A 16,184-nucleotide genomic window follows, 5' to 3' on the forward strand; every position below is an offset into this window, starting at 1 on the left:
AGCATCTTGTGCGAGGGTTTCTCCATTCGAGTTTCGACGCGTGCGCACCCCCTCGTCCCCACCGCCCGTACGCTGGAGACATGGCGGACGACGCCGCACACCGCACACCGAAGGCCGCACGCCCCCGCGACGCGCGGCTCGACGCGGCGCGCTATCAGGCCGAAGAGGCGGTGCGCGCGGCCGGATACGAGGTCGTCGAAGACGAGTCCGATCTGCGGCACTCGGAGGCGCCGACGGCGACCGAGCGCGCGCTCTACGTCGAGACCGCGATCCAGCAGGCGATCCGCCGCGGCGATTTCGACGACCTGCCCGGGTACGGCAAGCCCCTCGAAGGACTCGGCGACCACCACGACCCCGACTGGTGGATCCGGCGCAAGATCCAGACCGAGAAACTCACCGGGCTCGGCCCGCCGGCACTCATGCTGCGCACCGAGGATGCCGAGTTCGCCGACCGAGTCGACGCCCTCACGCGCGAGCAGGACGTGCGCGACTACGTGGACGACTTCAACCGCCGCGTCATCGAGGCGCGCCGCCAGCTGCAGGGCGGACCGCCCGTGGTGACTGCGACGCGTGACGTGGATGCCGAGATCGCGGCCTGGCGGGACCGCCGCGCGGCGCGGGCCGCATCCGCTCCCCCGCCGGGCGAACAGCCGCGGACTCGCCGCTGGTTCCGCCGGCGCTGACCGCGGGCGACTACGCCGTGAGCGCCTGCTCGACGTCGGCGAGCAGGTCGTCCACCGACTCGATGCCGACCGACAGGCGCACGACCTCGACGGGGACGGCGGCCTCGGTGCCCCGCACCGAGGCATGGGTCATCGCGTCCGGATAGTTCACGAGCGATTCGACGCCGCCCAGCGACTCCGCGAGCTGGAACAGCCGCGTCGACTCCGCGAACCGGCGCGCCGCCTCCCCCGATTCGAGGGCGAGCGACACGATGCCTCCGAAGCCCGACATCTGCTGCGCGGCCAGCTCGTGGCCCGGGTGCGAAGCGAGCCCCGGGTAGTACACCCGCGCCACGCGCGGCGCCTCGGCCAGGAACGACGCCACGGTGAGCGCGTTCTCGCTGTGGCGCTGCATGCGCACTGCCAGGGTCTTGATGCCGCGCGTGGTCAGCCACGCGTCGAGCGGACCCGACACAGCGCCGACGGCGAACTGCAGGAATCCGATCTGCTCGGCGAGGGCGTCATCGTTGAGAACGAGCCCGCCGCCCACGACGTCGGAGTGCCCGCCCAGGTACTTCGTGGTCGAGTGCACGACGACATCCGCGCCGAGCGCGAGCGGCTGCTGCAGCGCGGGCGTCGCGAACGTGTTGTCGACGACGACGAGCGTGCCCGCCTCGTGCCCGATCGCGGCCAGCCCCGCGATGTCGGTGATGCGCAGCAGCGGGTTCGACGGCGTCTCGACCCACACGATGCGCGGCGCACGGTCGGCGACCGCGGCGCGCACGGCCTCCAGGTCGCTCATGTCGACGACGCGCAGCCCTACGCCCCACGGTCCGAGCACGCGGGCCAGCAGCCGGTGCGTGCCGCCGTAGACATCGCTGCCGAGCAGCACCTCGTCACCTGGGCTGAGCACCGCCCGCAGCAGTGCGTCTTCGGCCGCGAGCCCGGACGCGAACGAGAAGGCGTGCGCGCCACCCTCGAGGGCGGCGAGCTGCGTCTGCAGCGCCGTGCGGGTGGGGTTGCCGCTGCGTCCGTACTCGTAGCCGCCGCGCAGACCGCCGATGCCGTCCTGCGCGTAGGTCGTGGAGAAGTGCACGGGCGGGATCACCGCCCCGGTGGCCGGGTCGAACTCCTGCCCGGCGTGGACGGCGAGGCTGGCGAAACCGCGGGCGGCGTCGGTGGTCATGATGCTCCTTGGGGTGCGAATGCTCTGATGAAGGGATGCCGGGCGGCGCGGCCGCGGGCGGTCGGGGGTGGATGCCGGTGGGCTCAGCCGCGGGCCGGTGAGGCCGGTGTCGACGCGCCGTTCGCGGCGCCGGTGACATCGGGGACGGCCAGCCCGTGGTCTTCGAGCCACCGGTCGTCGAAGACCTTGTCGAGGTAGCCGCGGCCGTGGTCGGGCAGCAGCGCCACCACCACGGCATCCTTCGGCAGGTCGCGGGCGACGCGCAGCGCCGCGACGATGGCCATGCCGCTGGATCCGCCCACGAGCAGGCCCTCTTCGCGGGCGAGCCGCCGGGTCATCGCGAACGATTCCGCGTCGTCGACGCGCTCGTAGCCGTCGACGACGGTCGGGTCGAAGGTGTCGGGCAGGAAGTCTTCACCGACGCCCTCGACGAGGTAGCCGTGGATGGGACCGCCCGAGTAGATCGACCCTTCGGGGTCCGCGCCGATGACGGTGACCTCGCCGGCGGACGCCTCTTTCAGGAACCGGCCGGTGCCGCTGATCGTGCCGCCGGTGCCGATGCCCGCGACGAAGTGGGTGACGCGACCGTCGGTGTCGCGCCAGATCTCGGGGCCGGTCGTCTCATAGTGGCTGCGCGGCCCGTTCTGGTTCGCGAACTGGTTGGGTTTGAACGCGCCGGGGATCTCGCGGGCGAGCCGGTCGGAGACGCTGTAGTACGAGTCGGGATGCTCCGGCGGAACGCTGGTGGGCGTCGTGACGACCTCGGCGCCGTAGGCCTGGAGCACCGCGACCTTCGACCCGGCGAACTTGTCCGGCACGACGAAGATCATCCGGTACCCGCGCTGCTGCGCCACCAACGCCAGGCCGACGCCGGTGTTGCCGCTGGTAGGTTCGACGATCGTGCCGCCGGGTGCAAGGAGCCCGTCGCGTTCGGCGGCGTCGATGATGCGCGCGGCGATGCGGTCCTTCGCCGAACCGCCGGGGTTGAAGTACTCGACCTTCGCGAGCACCGTGGCGGCGATGCCGTCGGTGACGCGGTTCAGGCGGACGAGCGGGGTGTTGCCGACGAGATCGGCGATGTGGACTGCATAGCGCATGTGGGGGTCCTGAGGTGGGGCATCAACGCTCGGCGAGAGCAAGCGGATGCGGTCTGTCGGGTGGTCGATCAGAGTGCCGAAGCACTCAGCGACAACAACAACAGATCAGAAGCACAGGTTCACCGTAGCCGATCCGTGCCCGGCGCGCGACGGCGGCCGGTCACAATCCGGCTCAGCCGCCGATCGCGCGCGGGCCCGGGTCAGCCGCCGACGGCACGCAGCACGGGGAGGGCGGCGTCCACCGCGCGGGTGATGGCGCCCGGCAGCGCCCCCGCGTCGGCGATGCGCTTACCGGCCGGGGCGGTGGGGTCGGGAGCGAAATCGGCGGCCCGCGCGTACACGCCGACCGGGAGCGTGTGCGCGCGGAAGAACGCGAACAGGGGCCGCAGCTCGTGGTCGATCGACAGCGCGTGCTGGTCGTCGCCCCCGCCGGCGGCCAGCAGCACCGGGGTTCCGGCGAGCGCGTCGTGGTGCACGAGGTCGATGAACTGCTTGAACAGGCCGGTGTACGACCCGCGATAGATCGGCGTGGCTACCACGAGCACCTCGGCGGCCGCGACCGCCTCGAGGGCCGCCGTCACGGCATCCGACCGCTCTCCCCGCGTCAGCGCGACGGCCAGGTCGACCGCCAGCGGGTGCAGCTCGACCGCGGTACGCTCCACCGGCAGGTGGCTGCCGATCTCCGCGACGATGCCGTCCAGCAGCAGGTCGGTGGTCGACGGCGAGCGCAGGCTGCCCGAGACGGTGACGAGGTGCAGTGCCATAGCGGCTCCTTCAGGTTCAGACAGCGCCGATGAGGTCGGCGGGGGTGGGGCCGAGCGCGACGGGGCGCCCGGGGCTGCGCGCCCACTGGCTCCACGACCCGACATACACGCGGGCGGCGATGCCCGCGGTGTGCAGCGCGAGGGCGGTGTGCATCGAGGCGATGCCCGACCCGCAGTAGACGACGACGTCGACACCAGCGCGGATGCCGTGGATCGCCGCCGCGGACCGGATCTCGTCGGGTGATCGCAGCAGTCCGTCCCCGGTGATGTGCGTCGCGGCGGGCAGGTTGACCGCGCCCGGGATGTGCCCGCTGACCGGGTCGAACCCCGGGTCGGATCCGCGATAGTGCCGGGGCGCCCGGGCGTCGATGAGGACGCCGTGGCGCGGGGCGAGGGCGGCCTGGTCGATCGTGGAGAGGTCATCGGCGGCAGGCTCACCCAGGACGATGTCGCCGCCGCGCACCGCCTGGTCGCTGCGTTCGAGGCGGAGGCCCGCCTGCACCCACGCGCGGAAGCCGCCGTCGAGCACCCGCGCGTTCACGCCGTGGTGGCGCAGCAGCCACCATGCGCGCGCGGCCGGCACGCTGTCGTTGTCGTCGTAGACCACGATGTCGTCGCCGGTGTGCAGCCCCCAGCGGCGGGCGGCGGCGGTGAGATCCACCGGGTCGGGCAGCGGATGACTGCCCTCCTCGGGGCGGCCGGGGCGGGTCAGCTCCCGTTCGAGGTCGACGTACACGGCGCCGGGGAGGTGGCCGTCGAGGTAGTCCGGGCGCCCCTCGGGACGGTCGAGGCGCCAGCGCACGTCGAGCAGGCGCACGGGGGCGCCTTCGGTGAGCGCGGCGGCGAGTTCATCGACGCGGACGAGTGCGGACATGTCCCCATGGTGCCCAGGCGCCCCGCAGATGCGAGGCGGGTCGCAACACTCGGAAACGCGTGACGTCATATTCGTTCACACACGGTCACGAACCCTCACACCGGCCCCGGGCACCGGCATCCACGCCTATCTTCGAGGACATGACAACGCCCGCCGCGAACCAGATCCCCGACACCCCGACGCCGGAGCACCGCTTCGGCATGTCGCTGTCGGCGGAGGAGTTCAAGGGGCTGTTCCGCGGCCATCCGGGGGGCGTGGCCGTCATCACCGCCGATGCCGGCGACGGGCCGGTCGCCCTGACGGCGACCTCGGTGTCGTCGGTGAGCGCCGAGCCGCCGCTGCTGATCTTCTCGGTGTCGGCGCTGTCCTCGGCGTCGGAGGTGCTGCTGGAGGCCGAGACGGTCGTGGTGCACCTGCTCGACGCGCACGACATCGACGTGGCGAAGCTGGGCGCCACGAGCGGCATCGACCGGTTCGCCGAGACCCACCGCTGGTCACGGCTGGTGACCGGCGAGCCGGTCTACCACGATGTGCGGGCCTGGGTGCGGTGCGCGGTCATCGGGCGCATGGATGCCGGCGGCTCCACCGTGATCGCGGCACACGCACTGCAGTCGCAGGTCGCCCGCGACGACGCCGATGCGCTGGTCTATCACAACCGCACGTGGCACCGCCTGGGCGCGCATTCGCTGATCGGGTGACCGCGGGGCTGGGGTTGCGCACCGGCCCGAGATCGATCAGCCTCGACGCGCTGTGTCAGGCCTTGGAGTGCCAGCCCGGCGATCTGCTGCGGTGGGAGCCCGGCGTTTGAGCCTCCGGCATCCGCACACCGCTGACCTCACGCGATGGGTGCTCGCGTCCCTTGGTCGACCATCCGGTCGCGGCGCTTGGGCCGCGCCCAGCGGGCGGGGGTGTGCGGGCCGTCCCATACCTGGATGATGCCCCACGCCACGGCGGTGAGCGGCACGGCCAAGACCGCGCCGATGATGCCGGCCAGCACGGTGCCGACCGTCAGCGCGACCAGCACGACGAAGGCGTGCAGCTTCATCGAGCGCCCCATCAGCACCGGCTGCAGGAAGTTGCCTTCGAGTTGGTTCACGAGCACGACCACACCCACGACGATGAGCGCGACCACCCAGCCGTGCGCGACAAGGGCGACCAGTGCGGCGAGGAATCCGGCCAGCGTCGCCCCGACGATCGGGATGAACGCCAGCAGGAACACGAGCACGGCCAGTGGCACCGCCAGCGGCACCTGCAGGATGAGCAGGCCGATGAGGATGCCGATGGCGTCCACCGCCGCGACCGTCGCCGTGCCCCGCACGTACGACCCGAGGGTGGACACCGTCTTGTCGCCGATGCGCACCGCACGCTCGTAGTTGGCGCCGCGGAAGGGCCGCAGCACGAACGCCCACATCTGCGGCCCGTCCTTCAGGAAGAAGAACAGCATGACGACCATGAGCACCATGCCGGTGACGAAGTTGGCGACGGCGCTGACGCCGGCCAGGGCGCCCGAGCCGAACTGGGCGCTGGTGAGGAAGTCGGTCAGGGCCGCGATCCACTCGTCGACTTGGGCCTGATCGATCTGGAACGGCAGCGTGTTCACCCACGCGAGCAGATCCTGGAAGCCCTGTTCGGCCTGCGTGTACAGCTCGTCCCACTGGTCGCGGACGGCCCAGACGATGAGCCACGACACCGCGCCGAGGAGGACGAGGATCGCTGCCAGGGCGAGCAGCGTCGCCAGCAGCGGCGGGACTCCGCGCCGCCGCATCCACGACATCACCGGCGCGAACGCCGAGGCGAGGATCAGCGCGATCACCAGGGGGATGGTCACCACCGTGACCTGTCGGATGCCGATGATCACGGCCGCGGCGATCGCGACGACGATCATCACCTGCAGCGCGCGGATCGCGAGCACGCCCAGCCCGTCGGCCCACAGGCTCCACGGCCTGCCGGGCGCTGCGACGCGCAGCGGCTCCGCACGACTGTCGAGGCGGACGGTCTTGGGTGTCGAGCTGAACAGTCCCATGGGTACGACGCTAGACGATGGATGCCGGATGTCCGCGTTGCGGACGGCGAGTGGATGCCGGGCGCCGTGCCCGTGGCCGAAGCTGTGCCGGCGGGGCGGGATCAGGCGCGCGAGCGCACCCAGGCGGTGAACGCGTCCACCCCGTCCACCACGGCCGAGTACCGCAGCGAGTGGAACAGGTCGAAGGAGTGCTGACCCCCGGGCAGTTCGGCGTAGACGACCGGGTGGGCCGAGCCCGCGCGCAGGTGGGCGACCGCGCGGCGGGCGGTCTCGACATACGCGAGCGAATCCTTCTCGCCGTGTGCGATGAACATCGGCGGGGCGGTCGCCGCGGAGTGTCCCAGCGGTCCTGCGACGGAGTCCGCGCCGCCCACCTCGTAGTACCCGCCGAACCAGCCGTAGAGGCTGACGACCGCCGACACGGTGGTGTCGGCGTCTTCGAAGCCGGGCTGGTGGCGCGGGTCGTTCGCGGTCAGGGCCGCGATGGTCGAGAGGTGTCCGCCGGCCGATCCCCCTGCGAGGACGATCATGGCCGGATCGATGCCCAGTTCGTCGGCGTGGGCACGCACCCAGGCGATGACCCGCTTCGCGTCGGAGAGATGCTCGCCGAACCCGGCATCCGGGCGGAGGCGGTAGTTCGCGGTGATCGTGACCCAGCCGCGCTGCGCGAGGTGGAACAGCAGCGCCCGCGATTCGAAGCTCTTGGCGCCGCCGACGTAGCCGCCGCCGTGGAAGTGCACCAGCACGGGGGCCTTCGCGGGACTGCCGCCGCGGCGCCGGTACACGTCGAGCAGGTGGAAGCGGCCGGCCGGACCGTACGGGACGTTGCGGCGCCGCTCGATCCCGCGCGGGCGGAACACGAAGGTCAGCACGATGCGGCCCCACGGCGGGCGCGTGCGCAGTCCGGTGCGCAGCGACGGGTCGATCTCGTCGCGCCAGCCGGCGCCGAGGCCCGCGTCGAGGCTGCGGGCGATGACCGGGCGGGCCGCCGCGCCCCGCACGATGATGACGACGAGGGCGCCCACGAGCGCGGCCGTGAGGGCGAGCATCAGCCACGCGGCTGGAGTCACCAGCGGATACTCGAGGAACGTGGCGACCGCCGAGACCAGCACGATGGCAAGGAAGAGGAGGGGAGCTTCGTTGTACGCGGCGGCGACCCGGTAGGCCAGCCCGCCCAGCCAGTACGGCCGGCGCGGAGCCCACAGGGTGAGCCCGACGAGGGCGCCCTGGATCGCAAGACCGATGAGATAGCCGTAAGACACGGTGGGCCACGTTACGTCCCCCACACCTGCGTGTAAACCCCTCCCCCACCCCTTCGCGAGACGCCTACCTCCGTACGAGCCGCCTACCTTCGGCCGGTACGGAGCTCGGCGTCTCGTACACATATAGGCGGCTCGGCGACAAGGAGGCGGAGCGCGGGCGCGGCGGGTCAGCGGCCGCGGAACACCGGGGGGCGCTTGGCCTGGAAGGCGGCGAAGCCCTCGCGATAGTCCTCGGTGTCGCACAGGGCGGCCTGGGCCGCGTTCTCAGCATCCATCGACCGCCACAGCCCGAGCCGTTCGTCGCGCACCTGGGCGATGAGCTGCTTGCTCGCGAGGAACGCGGCCGTCGCCCCGGCAGCCGCGGCGGTCGCCGCAGCGACCGTGGCCTCACCCACCTCGTCGGCCGGGAACACGTGCGAGAACAGGCCCGACTGCACCGCCTCGGCGCCGGTCATGAGCCGGCCGGTGTAGATGAGGTCGAGGGTCTTGTGCGCGCCGAGCCGTTCGAAGAACAGGGCGTGGCCCCCCGAGTCGAGGGTCGCGCCGAGCACCGCGAACGGCGACCCGATCTTCGCGTTCTCCGCGACGTAGACGACATCGGTGGCGATGAGCAGGCCCAGCCCCACGCCCAGGCAGGCGCCGTGCGCGGCGGCGAAGGTCGGCGCGGGAAAGGAGGCCATGCGCTGCAGGACGGGCGTGACGAGCCCGTCCAGATATCCCGACACGTCGTCGGTGCGCGGGTCGACGCCCGAGATGTCGCGCCCCGCACAGAACGCCCGGCCCTCGCCGCGCAGCACGAGCGCGCGCACGCCGGCCGATTCGGCGTCGGCGTACGCATCGCCCAGGTCGCGCACCGCCTGCTCGTCGAGCGCGTTGAGCTTGTCGGGACGGGCGAGGGTGATGTGCGCGACCTCGTCGCGGATGTGCAGCTCGATCATGCGGACTCCTAGACGTCGTAGTCGACCGACACCGTCGCGGTGGTCGGGTGCGATTGGCAGGTGAGGATGTAGCCGTTCTCGAGCTGGTCGGGTTCGAGCGCGTAGTTCTCCGTCATGGTCACCGACCCGCTCACCAGGCGGGCGCGGCAGGTGCCGCACACTCCCCCGGCGCACGCGAACGGCACGTCGGGCCGTACCCGCAGCGCCGCGGTGAGGATCGATTCGTGGGCGTCGACCGGGCTGGTCACCCGCGACGACTGTCCGTCGAGGGCGAAGTCGATCGTGACGACCTCGGCATCGGGGCGCACGGCGACCGGCCGGGCGCCCGCCGGTGGGGTGTTCTCGCCGGTGGTGAACAGCTCGTAGCGCACGTGCTCGTGGGAGACGCCGATGTCGGCCAGCACGTCGCGGCACAGCTGCACGAGCTCGAGCGGCCCGCACAGGAACCATTCGTCGATCGTCTCGGGGAGCACGAGCGCGTCGAGGATGGTGCGCAGCTTCTGCTCGTCGATGCGGCCCGACAGCACGGGTGCCGAGCGCTGCTCGCGCGAGAGCACGTGGTGCAGTGCCAGTCGCGTGGGGTAGCGGTCCTTCAGGTCGGCGAGCTCTTCGACGAACATCACATCGACGGTCGATCGGTTCGTGTAGACGAGCGTGAACCGCGAGGTCTCGGATCTCGCCAGAACAGTGGATGCCAGGGCCATCAGCGGCGTGATGCCCGAGCCGGCTGCGATGCCCGCCACGTGCGCGCCGTCGAGCGCGGCGAGCGTGGAGGTGAAGGTGCCCTGCGGGCTCATCACGTCGAGCCGGTCTCCGGCGTGCAGCCCGGTCTGCGCCCAGGTCGAGAAGGCACCCCCGGCGTCGCGCTTGATGGCGATCGAGATCGAACCGGGTTGCGGCGGGCGGCACAGCGAGTACGACCGGCGCAGCTCACGGCCGTGCAGCGTGGCGCGCAGCGCGACGTGCTGGCCGGGCAGGTAGTCGTACTCCCCCTGCAGTTCGGCCGGGACGGCGAAGGTCACCTCGATCGCGTCGGCGGTGAGCGGGCGCACCTCGCGCACCTCCAGCGAGTGGAAGCGGGTGCGCCGCCGGCCCGGAACGGTGGGTCCGCCGACCGCGCTGCGCAGGAACGCGTCGGCGATGGGCGCGGCATCCACCCCGGCCGCCTCGGCGGCGACGCCCGGCGCGTCGGCCGTGCCCACGGCGCCGGCGTCCGCCTTCGAGTGCGCCGCCATCAATGCACCTTGAAGTGGTCGAACGGCTCGAGGCACGCGCGGCATTCATACAGCGCCTTGCAGGCGGTCGAACCGAAGCGGGAGATCTCGCGGGTGTCGAGCGATCCACACTGCGGGCACCGGACCGCCAGCGTCAGCGGGATCGGGCCGACCGCCCGGCGCCCGGTCGGCGGGGCGATGCCGAATCCGTGCAGCTTGGCGGCGCCGGCGGCGCTCATCCAGTCGGTGGTCCAGGCCGGTGCGAGCGCGATGCGCACCTCGACGTCGGCGAAGCCGGCGGCCGTGAGCGCGACCACGATGTCGTCGCGGATCGCGTCGGTGGCGGGGCAGCCCGAATAGGTGGGGGTGATGGTGACCGTCACCCGCGTGCCGTCGACCTCGAGGTCGCGCAGCACTCCGAGGTCCTCGATCGTGAGGACGGGCACTTCGGGGTCGCGGACGGCCGCGGCTACAGCCCACGCGTGGCCGAGGTCGGCGGTGAGCGGTTCGGCGATGGTCACCACGTCACCCCCGGATGCTGCCGGGCGAGCACCTGCATCTCGGCGAGCACGAAGCCCAGGTGCGAGAAGTGCCGCCCGTGGCGTCCACCGCCGGCCGACGGCATGACGGAGGGGGTCTCCAGCTCCGCCGCCGCCAGCACGGCGGCGACGACCTCGTCGAAGCCGGCTCGCAGCGTCGACGGTGCCACGGCGACGCCCGCCAGCCGGTCGGTGAGCTCGTCGTCACGGAACAGCTCGTCGACGTACGGCCACATGTCGCGCAGTCCGCGCGCGAAGCGGTGCCGGGACTCGTCGGTGCCGCCGGCCAGCCGCAGCGTCCACTGCACGGCATGGTCGCGGTGGTACTCGACCTCTTTGACAGCCTTCGCCGCGATCGCGCGCAGCGTCGGATCGGTCGAGGCGGCCAGCGCGGTGTAGAGCTCAAAGTGATACGCGGATGCCAGCAGCTGCCGCGCGATGGTCTGCGCGAAGTCGCCGTTGGGCTGCTCGAACAGCCACGCACTGCGGAACTCGTGCTCGTCGCGGAAGTACGCGAGGTCGTCTTCGCAGCGGCCGTCGAAGGTGCCCGCATAGTGCAGGAGGGAGCGGGCGTGGCCGAGCAGGTCGAGCGCGATGTTCGCCAGCGCCATATCCTCTTCGAGCTCGGGCGCACGGGAGATCCAGGCGCTCAGCTGCTGCGCGAGGATCAGCGCGTCGTCCCCCAGCCACAGCGAGTAGGCGGCCACGTCGGCGGTGGCCGCACGGTCACCGGCGCCGATGAGTTCGGCGGCCAGTTCGACGCGATCGACGGTGACCTCGCCGTGGGTCTGCAGCGGATGACTCATAGGTGCGGCACCCCCTCGCTGGCGGTGTAGTAGGTCGCGTGGCGGAAGTTCTTGCCCGCCGGCGACTCGAAGAACGCACCCTTGGACCCGGGGTCGCTCGTGGTGATGGCCTCGGCGGGGACGACCCACACGCTCGTGCCCTCCCCGCGCCGGGTGTACAGATCGCGGGCGTTGCGCAGGGCGAGGTCGGCGTCGGGCGCGTGCAGGGAACCCGCGTGCACGTGGCTGAGCCCGCGGTTCGCGCGGACGAACACCTCCCACAGCGGCCACGTCTCGCGGTCGGATGCGCCGGGGGTCGTCATGCGGCCACCTCCTTGTCCGGATGCCGGCTGTGCCGTGCGTTCATGCCGCCGCCTCCTTCGCCGCGCGGTCGGCTTGCCTGCGGGCGTACGCGGCAGCGGCCTCCCGCACCCACGCGCCCTCGTCGTGGGCGTCGCGGCGGTGACGGATGCGTTCGGCGTTCATCGGCCCGCGGCCGGCCAGCACCTCGTGGAACTCGTCCCAGTCGATGTCGCTCGTGTGCCAGCGCTGCGCCCCGGCATCCCACCGCAGTTCCGGGTCGGGCAGGGTGACGCCGAGGATCTCGGCCTGCGGCACGAGCATGCCGATGAACCGCTGGCGCAGGTCGTCGTTGCTGAACCGCTTGATCTTCCACGCCATCGACTGCGCCGAGTTGGGCGACGCGTCGTCGGGTGGCCCGAACATCATGAGCGAGGGCCAGTACCAGCGGTCGACGGCATCCTGTGCCATCTCCCGCTGTGCGGCGGTGCCCTGCATCAGCGCGAGCAGGATCTCGAAGCCCTGTCGCTGGTGGAACGACTCCTCCTTGCAGATGCGCACCATCGCCCGGCCGTACGGGCCGTACGATGCGCGGCACAGCGGCACCTGATTCACGATGGCGGCGCCGTCGACGAGCCAGCCGATCGCTCCCATGTCGGCCCAGGTCGGGGTCGGGTAGTTGAAGATCGACGAGTACTTCGCCCGGCCGTCGATGAGCTGCTGCGTCATCTCGTCGCGGGTGATGCCGAGGGTCTGCGCCGCCGAGTACAGGTACAGCCCGTGGCCGGCTTCGTCCTGCACCTTGGCCATGAGGATCGCTTTGCGCTTGAGGCTCGGTGCGCGGGTGATCCAGTTGCCTTCGGGCTGCATGCCGATGACCTCGGAGTGCGCGTGCTGCGAGATCTGACGGATGAGGGTCTTGCGGTAGCCCTCCGGCATCCAATCGCGCGGCTCGATGCGCTGGTCGGCGGCGATGAGCGCATCGAACTCGGCCTGCTGTTCGGCGTCGGCGCCGATCTGCGTCGTGGTCATCATCGACCCCCTAATTACAGAACGTTCGGTCAGTAAGTGTAGTCGCCGCCCCGTGGGAGTGACAAGGGGGCGCGGTGCCGGCCGGTCAGAGCGAGCGGTCGGTGCGCAGCGAGCGGCCGCGGAACTCGGCCACGACCGCGCCGGTCTCGTCGGTCACCGTGACGTCGTAGACCCCGGTGCGGCCCGAGACCGTGCGACGTTCGGCGGTCGCGGTGAGGGTCTGCCCGGACCGGGTCGCCTTGAGGAACGTGATGTCGGCCCCGGCGGCGACGGTCACCCGGTCATCCTCGTTGCAGGCGATGGCGAAGGCGGTGTCGGCGAGCGCGAACACGAAACCGCCGTGGGTGATGTCGAACCCGTTGAGCATGTCCTCGCGCACCGGCATCCGCACGCGCGCACGTCCGGGCTCGTCGAGTTCGACCGCCATGCCCAGCGCCGCCGAGGCGCGGTCGCGACGCATCATCGGACGCACGTCGGCGTTCACGAGGCCGCTCCCCCTGCGGCCGCAGCATCGGCACCGGCCGCGCCTGTGGCATCCACCCGGTCGGCCGAGCCGGCGGCATCCACCCCTTCTTTGGCGACGAGCGTCAGCACGTCGTAGGCGGCGACGACCTCGTCGCGCTGGTTGTGGATGACGGCGTCCCATCGCACCTCGCCGTACTCGTCCGTCTCCCGCGGCGTGATCTGCTTTGCGGTCAGCGTCACGCGGATCTGATCGCCCGGCGACACCGGCGTGGTGAACCGCAGGTTCTCCAGCCCGTAGTTGGCCAGCACGGGACCAGGGTCCGGGTCCACGAACAGGCCCGCCGCGAACGAGACGAGCAGGTAGCCGTGGGCGACGCGGCCGGGGAAGAACGGGTTGGCGGCGGCCGCGGTCTCGTCCATGTGCGCATAGAAGGTGTCGCCGGTGAAGTGCGCGAAGGTCTCGATGTCGTCGAGGGTGACCTCACGCGGCGGCGAGGCGAAGCGGTCGCCCAGGCGCAGCTGGGTGAGCGACTTGCGGAAGGGGTGGATGCCGTCGGTCGCGGCCGCGCCGGAGTGCCATACCCCGGTGATCGCGGTGAGCACCTCGGGCGAGCCCTGCACCGCGGTGCGCTGCATGTGGTGCAGCACCGCGCGGATGCCGCCGAGCTCTTCGCCCCCGCCGGCGCGGCCCGGTCCGCCGTGGACGAGGTGCGGCACGGGCGCGCCGTGGCCCGTCGAGGTGCGGGCGTTCTCGCTGCCGAGGATCAGGACGCGGCCGTTGTACGCGCCGATGCGGGCCACCAGTTCGGCGGCGACGGCCGGGTCGCCGGTGGCGACACTGGTCACGAGCGACCCGCCGCCGAGGTTCACGAGCTCCGCGGCCTCCGCCACGGTGTCGTAGCCCAGCATGCTCGCGACGGGGCCGAACGCCTCGATCTCGTGCACGGCCGGGGTACGCGGATCGTCGAAGCCGAGCACGACCGGCTGCACGAAGGCGCCGCCGGGCGCGGGGCCGGTCGTGCCGTCGGCGCGGACGACCTCCGGCTCGTCGGTCGAGCCGAGCAGTATGCGGCCACCGGCATCCTGCAGCGCGGCGACCTGCCGGCGCACCTCCTCACGCTGGGCGACCGACACGAGCGGGCCCATCGTGACCGTGTCGGCGTGCGGGTCGCCGATCACCACCCGCTCGGCGATCTTCTCCTGCAGCGCGGAGGCCACGGCATCCACCATTGCGTGCGGCACGATCGCCCGCCGGATCGCGGTGCACTTCTGGCCCGCCTTGCTGGTCAGTTCGACCAGCAGCTGCTTCACATAGGCATCGAACTCCGGCGTGCCGACGGCCGCGTCGGGGCCGAGCACCGACGCGTTGATCGAGTCGGTCTCGGTCGTGAACCGCACGCCCGGCCCCGCCTGCGCGCGCAGCCTGGCCGCCGTGGCGGCACTGCCGGTGAAGCCGACCAGATCGCCGAGTCGCAGGTGATCGAACAGGTCGGGCACGCCGCCGCTGACCAGCTGCAATGTCCCGGCGGGCAGCACATCGGCGTCGACGAGCACACGCACCCACGCCTCGGCGATGTACGCGGTCGGGGTCGCCGGCTTGACGACACTCGGTACACCGGCCAGGAACGCGGGCGCGAACTTCTCGAGCGCGCCCCACATCGGGAAGTTGTAAGCGTTGATCTGCACCGCGACCCCCGGCATCCGGGTGTACACGTGGCGGCCGAGGAATGTCCCGTCCTTCGACAGCGGCTCGACATCACCGTCGAGGTAGACCTGGGCGTTGGGCAGCTCGCGGCGCCCCTTCGAGGCGTAGGTGAACAGCACGCCGATGCCCCCGTCGACGTCGCTGAGCGAGTCGCGCGCGGTGGCGCCGGCCCGCTTGGACAATTCGGTGAGCGCGGCCTTGTGCTGGGTGAGCACGAGCGCGAACTGCTTGAGCAGCAGGGCCCGCTGGTGGAAGGTGAGGGCGCCGAGGCTGCGCTGCCCCACGGTGCGGGCGTGCTCGAGGGCCTCGGCGAGCGGGATGCCGCGGGTGCTCACCTGTGCGATCGGTTCGCCCGTCGAGGAGTCGTGGATGACGGTGGCTTCGGCGTCGTGCTCCGGCATCCACCATCGGTCGCAGAGATAACTGGGCAGGATGCCGGTCATGTGTGCGCCCTCCGTTGGGATTACAGACCTATCGTTCAGTAATACTCTCAGAGGGGATCGGAGCGGGCAACCGTTCCGCAGAACGAGGCAGTGGGAGACTGAGCCGATGACTGTGCAGCCGACCGACCAGGGCCCCACGCGGCGCGGGCGCCCGGGCTACGACCGCGACCAGGTGCTCGCCGTGGCGGTGCAGCTGTTCAACGAGCAGGGCTACGACGCGACCTCGGTGTCCGACCTCGCCGCCCGTCTGGGGCTGACCAAGTCCGCGCTGTACCACCACTTCTCCTCGAAGGAGGAGCTGCTCGCGATCGCCCTCGAGACCGCACTGAGCGGTCTGGAAGCAGTCCTCGCCGACGCCCGGCAGCGCGAAGGAACGGCATCCGACCGCCTGACCGCGGTGATCTCCGGGGCCGTGAAGGTGCTGACGGCCGAACTGCCCTCGGTGACCCTGCTGCTGCGCCTGCGCGGCAACAGCGCGGTCGAGACCGCCGCACTCGAGCGCCGCCGCGTGTTCGACCAGCAGGTCACCGCGCTGGTGCGCGCCGCCCAGGACGAGGGGCTCATCCGCGCCGACGTCGACGCCGGGGTCGCGACGCGCCTCATCTTCGGGATGATCAACTCCGTCGTTGAGTGGTACCGCCCGGACGGCCGCGTCGACCCCGACCTGCTCGCCCAGGACGTGCTGCGCGTCGCCCTCGACGGCCTGCACCCCCGCGCGTAGCCCGGCTGCTGCTGCTTCTTCGTCGCAACTTGGCGCGCATGTGGGGAATGGATGCGGCAGATTCAGGGGGTCAGTGCAACACCTGAATCTGGAGGTGGGGCGTGGGTCCTGAGGTGTTGTTGGAGTCTCGTGTGGGGGTGTTGCGACTGGCGGTGTCGGTGGGCAGCGTGCGGG

The 16,184-nt window shown here is 71.6% G+C and carries 18 protein-coding genes; 4 read left to right on the plus strand and 14 right to left on the minus strand.

Annotated features, from left to right (window positions below; all coding sequences use genetic code 11):
* Nucleotides 1–80: 80 nt before the first annotated feature.
* Nucleotides 81–683, plus strand: a complete 603-nt coding sequence (locus ACQ143_RS14390) for a DnaJ family domain-containing protein (protein ID WP_449571393.1) — start codon at nucleotides 81–83, stop codon at nucleotides 681–683.
* A 10-nt stretch (nucleotides 684–693) separates the two neighbouring features.
* On the opposite strand, the gene ACQ143_RS14395 is transcribed toward ACQ143_RS14390, so the two are convergent.
* The 4 genes from ACQ143_RS14395 to ACQ143_RS14410 form a co-directional block, all read right to left on the minus strand.
* A complete protein-coding gene (locus ACQ143_RS14395; RefSeq protein ID WP_449571394.1) occupies nucleotides 694–1,848 on the minus strand; it encodes a cystathionine gamma-synthase in 1,155 nt (384 codons plus the stop codon).
* Between the two features lie 83 nt (nucleotides 1,849–1,931).
* Entirely contained in the window at nucleotides 1,932–2,945 is a 1,014-nt protein-coding gene (locus tag ACQ143_RS14400; RefSeq protein ID WP_449571395.1) for a pyridoxal-phosphate dependent enzyme, read from the minus strand.
* A 200-nt stretch (nucleotides 2,946–3,145) separates the two neighbouring features.
* A complete protein-coding gene (locus tag ACQ143_RS14405; protein WP_449571396.1) occupies nucleotides 3,146–3,709 on the minus strand; it encodes an NAD(P)H-dependent oxidoreductase in 564 nt (187 codons plus the stop codon).
* Nucleotides 3,710–3,725: 16 nt separating this feature from the next.
* Nucleotides 3,726–4,583, minus strand: coding sequence for a sulfurtransferase (locus ACQ143_RS14410; RefSeq protein WP_449571397.1), 858 nt, complete (start codon nucleotides 4,581–4,583; stop codon nucleotides 3,726–3,728).
* 140 nt (nucleotides 4,584–4,723) lie between these two features.
* Between ACQ143_RS14410 and ACQ143_RS14415 the strand changes: the two genes are divergently transcribed.
* The gene (locus ACQ143_RS14415; RefSeq protein WP_449571398.1) at nucleotides 4,724–5,281 is read left to right on the plus strand and encodes a flavin reductase family protein; all 558 of its coding nucleotides are present in this window, start codon (nucleotides 4,724–4,726) and stop codon (nucleotides 5,279–5,281) included.
* Nucleotides 5,278–5,391, plus strand: a complete 114-nt coding sequence (locus ACQ143_RS14420) for a helix-turn-helix domain-containing protein (protein ID WP_449571399.1) — start codon at nucleotides 5,278–5,280, stop codon at nucleotides 5,389–5,391. The genes ACQ143_RS14415 and ACQ143_RS14420 overlap by 4 nt, the downstream gene beginning before the upstream one ends.
* A 27-nt stretch (nucleotides 5,392–5,418) precedes the next feature.
* Here ACQ143_RS14420 and ACQ143_RS14425 read toward each other — a convergent pair whose 3' ends face one another.
* The 10 genes from ACQ143_RS14425 to paaZ form a co-directional block, all read right to left on the minus strand.
* Nucleotides 5,419–6,606, minus strand: a complete 1,188-nt coding sequence (locus ACQ143_RS14425; protein WP_449571400.1) for an AI-2E family transporter — start codon at nucleotides 6,604–6,606, stop codon at nucleotides 5,419–5,421.
* 101 nt (nucleotides 6,607–6,707) lie between these two features.
* On the minus strand, nucleotides 6,708–7,868 hold the full coding sequence (locus ACQ143_RS14430; protein ID WP_449571401.1) for an alpha/beta hydrolase: 1,161 nt from the start codon (nucleotides 7,866–7,868) through the stop codon (nucleotides 6,708–6,710).
* Nucleotides 7,869–8,035: 167 nt separating this feature from the next.
* A complete protein-coding gene (locus ACQ143_RS14435) occupies nucleotides 8,036–8,806 on the minus strand; it encodes an enoyl-CoA hydratase/isomerase family protein (protein WP_449571402.1) in 771 nt (256 codons plus the stop codon).
* A gap of 8 nt (nucleotides 8,807–8,814) precedes the next feature.
* Complete coding sequence (paaE, locus tag ACQ143_RS14440) at nucleotides 8,815–10,041, minus strand: 1,2-phenylacetyl-CoA epoxidase subunit PaaE (protein ID WP_449571403.1); 1,227 nt, start codon at nucleotides 10,039–10,041, stop codon at nucleotides 8,815–8,817.
* Nucleotides 10,041–10,541, minus strand: coding sequence for a 1,2-phenylacetyl-CoA epoxidase subunit PaaD (paaD, locus tag ACQ143_RS14445; protein WP_449571404.1), 501 nt, complete (start codon nucleotides 10,539–10,541; stop codon nucleotides 10,041–10,043). Before paaD ends, paaE begins: the two co-directional genes overlap by 1 nt.
* On the minus strand, nucleotides 10,538–11,365 hold the full coding sequence (paaC, locus tag ACQ143_RS14450) for a 1,2-phenylacetyl-CoA epoxidase subunit PaaC (RefSeq protein ID WP_449571405.1): 828 nt from the start codon (nucleotides 11,363–11,365) through the stop codon (nucleotides 10,538–10,540). Before paaC ends, paaD begins: the two co-directional genes overlap by 4 nt.
* Nucleotides 11,362–11,667 (minus strand): 1,2-phenylacetyl-CoA epoxidase subunit PaaB, encoded by a 306-nt coding sequence (paaB, locus tag ACQ143_RS14455; protein ID WP_449571406.1) that lies wholly within the window; start codon nucleotides 11,665–11,667, stop codon nucleotides 11,362–11,364. Before paaB ends, paaC begins: the two co-directional genes overlap by 4 nt.
* 40 nt (nucleotides 11,668–11,707) lie before the next feature.
* The gene (gene paaA / locus ACQ143_RS14460) at nucleotides 11,708–12,679 is read right to left on the minus strand and encodes a 1,2-phenylacetyl-CoA epoxidase subunit PaaA (RefSeq protein ID WP_449571407.1); all 972 of its coding nucleotides are present in this window, start codon (nucleotides 12,677–12,679) and stop codon (nucleotides 11,708–11,710) included.
* An 82-nt stretch (nucleotides 12,680–12,761) separates the two neighbouring features.
* Nucleotides 12,762–13,139: a hydroxyphenylacetyl-CoA thioesterase PaaI gene (paaI, locus tag ACQ143_RS14465; protein WP_449571411.1), complete on the minus strand. Its 378-nt coding sequence runs from the start codon at nucleotides 13,137–13,139 to the stop codon at nucleotides 12,762–12,764.
* Between the two features lie 17 nt (nucleotides 13,140–13,156).
* Entirely contained in the window at nucleotides 13,157–15,289 is a 2,133-nt protein-coding gene (gene paaZ / locus ACQ143_RS14470; protein WP_449571408.1) for a phenylacetic acid degradation bifunctional protein PaaZ, read from the minus strand.
* 106 nt (nucleotides 15,290–15,395) lie between these two features.
* Between paaZ and ACQ143_RS14475 the strand changes: the two genes are divergently transcribed.
* Nucleotides 15,396–16,010, plus strand: coding sequence for a TetR/AcrR family transcriptional regulator (locus ACQ143_RS14475; protein ID WP_449571409.1), 615 nt, complete (start codon nucleotides 15,396–15,398; stop codon nucleotides 16,008–16,010).
* Nucleotides 16,011–16,184 lie beyond the last annotated feature (174 nt).

The sequence above is a fragment of the Microbacterium pollutisoli genome, from assembly GCF_053586795.1.